We start from the raw sequence: 5,480 nt of genomic DNA on the forward strand, positions 1-5,480 counted from the left end.
TCGCTGAATTCGAAACGAATTGGCGGCGAGTAAAAAGAAGTAACCTGCTCTTTAACAAAACGAACAACCGATAAGTGTGGGTGCTTGTAGGTGAGTGCAAAAGATACATAGTTAAATATGTATCCGAAACTCAACACACAAGTGCTTAACACTTAAATGAAATCTGTAACTTTTTAAGTTACACCTAAGATTCATTTGAGATTAAGCCAAGCGATATACCGACCTCGAAAGAGGTCACAAAGTAATAGTCGGAATTAAACTGAAGAGTTTGATCCTGGCTCAGATTGAACGCTGGCGGCATGCTTTACACATGCAAGTCGAACGGCAGCATGGAGTGCTTGCACTCTGATGGCGAGTGGCGAACGGGTGAGTAATATATCGGAACGTGTCCAATAATGGGGGATAACTAGTCGAAAGATTAGCTAATACCGCATACGCCCTGAGGGGGAAAGTGGGGGATCTTCGGACCTCACGTTAATGGAGCGGCCGATATCTGATTAGCTAGTTGGTGGGGTAAAAGCCTACCAAGGCGACGATCAGTAGCTGGTCTGAGAGGATGATCAGCCACACTGGGACTGAGACACGGCCCAGACTCCTACGGGAGGCAGCAGTGGGGAATTTTGGACAATGGGCGCAAGCCTGATCCAGCCATGCCGCGTGAGTGAAGAAGGCCTTCGGGTTGTAAAGCTCTTTCGCAAGGAAAGAAAACTTACATATGAATAATATGTGAGGTTGACGGTACCTTGATAAGAAGCACCGGCTAACTACGTGCCAGCAGCCGCGGTAATACGTAGGGTGCGAGCGTTAATCGGAATTACTGGGCGTAAAGCGAGCGCAGGCGGTTTTGCAAGTCAGATGTGAAAGCCCCGGGCTCAACCTGGGAACTGCGTTTGAAACTGCAAGGCTAGAGTATAGGAGAGGGAGGTAGAATTCCACGTGTAGCAGTGAAATGCGTAGAGATGTGGAGGAATACCAATGGCGAAGGCAGCCTCCTGGCCTAATACTGACGCTCATGCTCGAAAGCGTGGGGAGCAAACAGGATTAGATACCCTGGTAGTCCACGCCCTAAACGATGTCAACTAGTTGTTGGTGGAGTAAAATCCATTAGTAACGCAGCTAACGCGTGAAGTTGACCGCCTGGGGAGTACGGTCGCAAGATTAAAACTCAAAGGAATTGACGGGGGCCCGCACAAGCGGTGGATTATGTGGATTAATTCGATGCAACGCGAAAAACCTTACCTGGCCTTGACATGCCACTAACGAAGCAGAGATGCATTAGGTGCTCGAAAGAGAAAGTGGACACAGGTGCTGCATGGCTGTCGTCAGCTCGTGTCGTGAGATGTTGGGTTAAGTCCCGCAACGAGCGCAACCCTTGCCAATAATTGCCATCATTCAGTTGGGCACTTTATTGGGACTGCCGGTGACAAACCGGAGGAAGGTGGGGATGACGTCAAGTCCTCATGGCCCTTATGGCCAGGGCTTCACACGTAATACAATGGTCGGTACAGAGGGTTGCCAACCCGCGAGGGGGAGCTAATCTCAGAAAGCCGATCGTAGTCCGGATTGCAGTCTGCAACTCGACTGCATGAAGTCGGAATCGCTAGTAATCGCGGATCAGCATGTCGCGGTGAATACGTTCCCGGGCCTTGTACACACCGCCCGTCACACCATGGGAGTGGGTTTCACCAGAAGTAGGTAGCCTAACCGCAAGGAGGGCGCTTACCACGGTGGGATTCATGACTGGGGTGAAGTCGTAACAAGGTAGCCGTATCGGAAGGTGCGGCTGGATCACCTCCTTTCTAGAGTATGCCTTGCTTGCAAGCATTCACACTTATCGGTTGTTTAAAGAGCGCAACAAAGATTGGCCTTATGGGTCTGTAGCTCAGCTGGTTAGAGCACCGTCTTGATAAGGCGGGGGTCGTTGGTTCGAGCCCAACCAGACCCACCAGATTACTGTGAAGTAATGGGGGATTAGCTCAGCTGGGAGAGCACCTGCTTTGCAAGCAGGGGGTCGTCGGTTCGATCCCGTCATCCTCCACCAACTCTTTGTTGAAAAGTTAGACATAAGCGTAGCGTGCTGCCTTTATGTCTGGCTTTTACAAGCTAGATTGATCTTTAACAAAATGGAAGAAGTAAAGAGAATGAAGTAGGACTTTGTGATGAGGTCTGAAACATTCAATGGGTAATTTGATTGCAGAAATCAAAAACATTGAACAGCGTTGTTTTTTTTAACGTGGTTCGATAGTGCTTTAGAAGCAGCCTATAACGGACTGACTACTACTCGTCAGTCGCGTTCTTGAATTTAAAAGGGTTCAGGATTCAACGTTATAGGGTCAAGCGAATAAGTGCATGTGGTGGATGCCTTGGCGATTACAGGCGATGAAGGACGTGGTAGCCTGCGTAAAGTCTCGGGGAGCTGGCAAACAAGCTTTGATCCGGGAATGTCCGAATGGGGAAACCCACCCGCAAGGGTAACCCCCTCTGAATATATAGGAGGGCGGTGGCGAACCGAGTGAACTGAAACATCTAAGTAGCTCGAGGAAAAGAAATCAACCGAGATTCCGGAAGTAGTGGCGAGCGAACCCGGAAAAGCCTGTTACTTTTAGCATACGCGATAATAGAACGGAATGGAAAGTCCGGCCATAGTGGGTGATAGCCCCGTATATGAAATCCCGTATGTGGAACTAGGGTAACGACAAGTAGGGCGGGACACGTGAAATCCTGTCTGAACATGGGGGGACCATCCTCCAAGGCTAAATACTCGTAATCGACCGATAGTGAACCAGTACCGTGAGGGAAAGGCGAAAAGAACCCCGGGAGGGGAGTGAAATAGAACCTGAAACCGCATGCATACAAACAGTGGGAGCCTCGTAAGGGGTGACTGCGTACCTTTTGTATAATGGGTCAGCGACTTACATTCAGTAGCAAGCTTAACCGATAGGGGAGGCGTAGCGAAAGCGAGTCCGAATAGGGCGTTCAGTTGCTGGGTGTAGACCCGAAACCAAGTGATCTATCCATGGCCAGGATGAAGGTGCCGTAACAGGTACTGGAGGTCCGAACCCACTAATGTTGAAAAATTAGGGGATGAGCTGTGGATAGGGGTGAAAGGCTAAACAAACTTGGAGATAGCTGGTTCTCTCCGAAAGCTATTTAGGTAGTGCCTTGTGTCTCACTCTCGGGGGTAGAGCACTGTTATGGCTAGGGGGCTCATAAGAGCTTACCAAACCATGGCAAACTCCGAATACCGAGAAGTGCAATCACAGGAGACAGTCCATGGGTGCTAACGTCCGTGGACAAGAGGGAAACAACCCAGACCGCCAGCTAAGGTCCCTAATGACGTGCTAAGTGGAAAACGAAGTGGGAAGGCACAGACAGCCAGGAGGTTGGCTTAGAAGCAGCCATCCTTTAAAGAAAGCGTAATAGCTCACTGGTCGAGTCGTCCCGCGCGGAAGATGTAACGGGGCTAAGCACGTAACCGAAGCTGCGGATGCTAGTTTACTAGCATGGTAGGAGAGCGTTCTGTAGGCCTGCGAAGGTGTTCTGTGAGGAATGCTGGAGGTATCAGAAGTGCGAATGCTGACATGAGTAGCGATAAAGGGAGTGAAAAGCTCCCTCGCCGAAAGCCCAAGGTTTCCTGCGCAACGTTCATCGGCGCAGGGTGAGTCGGCCCCTAAGGTGAGGCAGAGATGCGTAGCTGATGGGAAACAGGTTAATATTCCTGTACTTACATATACTGCGATGTGGGGACGGAGAAGGTTAGGTCAGCCATCTGTTGGAATAGGTGGTTTAAGCGTGTAGGTTGATCTCTTAGGCAAATCCGGGAGGTTAAGACTGAGGCGTGACGACGAGTCTCCTTGTGAGACGAAGTGATTGATACCAAGCTTCCAAGAAAAGCCACTAAGCTTCAGGTATATGTGAACCGTACCGCAAACCGACACAGGTGGGCAGGATGAGAATTCTAAGGCGCTTGAGAGAACCCGGGAGAAGGAACTCGGCAAATTAGCACCGTAACTTCGGGAGAAGGTGCGCCCCGGTAGGGTGAAGGACCTCGCGTCCGGAGCTTGATGGGGTTGCAGTGAAAAGGTGGCTGCGACTGTTTAATAAAAACACAGCACTGTGCAAACACGAAAGTGGACGTATACGGTGTGACGCCTGCCCGGTGCCGGAAGGTTAAGTGATGGGGTGCAAGCTCTTGATCGAAGCCCCGGTAAACGGCGGCCGTAACTATAACGGTCCTAAGGTAGCGAAATTCCTTGTCGGGTAAGTTCCGACCCGCACGAATGGCGTAACGATGGCCACACTGTCTCCTCTCGGGACTCAGCGAAGTTGAAATGTTTGTGAAGATGCAATCTACCCGCGGCTAGACGGAAAGACCCCATGAACCTTTACTGTAGCTTTGCATTGGACTTTGACAAGATTTGTGTAGGATAGGTGGGAGGCTTTGAAGTAGGGACGCCAGTTCCTATGGAGCCATCCTTGAAATACCACCCTGATGTTGTTGAGGTTCTAACCTAGGTCCGTAATCCGGATCGGGGACCGTGCATGGTGGGCAGTTTGACTGGGGCGGTCTCCTCCCAAAGAGTAACGGAGGAGTGCGAAGGTAACCTAGGTACGGTCGGAAATCGTACTGATAGTGCAATGGCATAAGGTTGCTTGACTGCGAGACGGACAGGTCGAGCAGGTGCGAAAGCAGGTCATAGTGATCCGGTGGTTCTGTATGGAAGGGCCATCGCTCAACGGATAAAAGGTACTCTGGGGATAACAGGCTGATTCCTCCCAAGAGTTCATATCGACGGGGGAGTTTGGCACCTCGATGTCGGCTCATCACATCCTGGGGCTGTAGCCGGTCCCAAGGGTATGGCTGTTCGCCATTTAAAGTGGTACGTGAGCTGGGTTTAAAACGTCGTGAGACAGTTTGGTCCCTATCTGCCGTGGGCGTTGGAAGTTTGAGGGGGGCTGCTCCTAGTACGAGAGGACCGGAGTGGACACACCTCTGGTGGACCGGTTGTCACGCCAGTGGCATCGCCGGGTAGCTAAGTGTGGAAGAGATAAGCGCTGAAAGCATCTAAGCGCGAAACTTGCCTCAAGATGAGACTTCCCTTGTGCCTTGAGCACACTAAAGAGTCGTTCGAGACCAGGACGTTGATAGGTCGGGTGTGGAAGCGCAGTAATGCGTTAAGCTAACCGATACTAATTGCTCGTGAGGCTTGATCCTATAACCTTGAAACTTGAATCAAGGTGCTTTTAAAGCAGCAATCAAAATACCATCTTTACTTCTTCTGTTTGTTGAAGACGAATTTGCTAAGCAAATTCCATCAGATATCAGTGAATGTGCATCGCACACGCACTACCGGTTATGTCTGGCGGCCATAGCGAATTGGAACCACCCCTTCCCATCTCGAACAGGGCCGTGAAACGATTCCGCGCCAATGATAGTATGCAACTCGCATGCGAAAGTAGGTCACCGCCAGACTTTTATT

Annotated in this window: 2 tRNA genes and 3 rRNA genes; all 5 read left to right on the plus strand. The window is 50.6% G+C overall.

The window, feature by feature from the left end:
- Nucleotides 1-256: 256 nt before the first annotated feature.
- The 5 genes from ACW4YW_RS15530 (at nt 257) to rrf (ending at nt 5,473) form a co-directional block, all read left to right on the plus strand.
- Nucleotides 257-1,799, plus strand: a 16S ribosomal RNA gene (locus ACW4YW_RS15530).
- Nucleotides 1,800-1,871: 72 nt separating this feature from the next.
- Nucleotides 1,872-1,948 (plus strand) — tRNA-Ile (locus ACW4YW_RS15535).
- A 17-nt stretch (nt 1,949-1,965) separates the two neighbouring features.
- A tRNA-Ala gene (locus ACW4YW_RS15540) sits at nt 1,966-2,041 on the plus strand.
- Nucleotides 2,042-2,331: 290 nt separating this feature from the next.
- Nucleotides 2,332-5,215 (plus strand): 23S ribosomal RNA (locus ACW4YW_RS15545).
- A 144-nt stretch (nt 5,216-5,359) separates the two neighbouring features.
- A 5S ribosomal RNA gene (gene rrf, locus ACW4YW_RS15550) occupies nt 5,360-5,473 on the plus strand.
- Together the 16S, 23S and 5S rRNA genes with 2 tRNA genes alongside form the textbook arrangement of a ribosomal RNA operon.
- Nucleotides 5,474-5,480 lie beyond the last annotated feature (7 nt).

This window comes from Methylobacillus pratensis, from assembly GCF_054072455.1.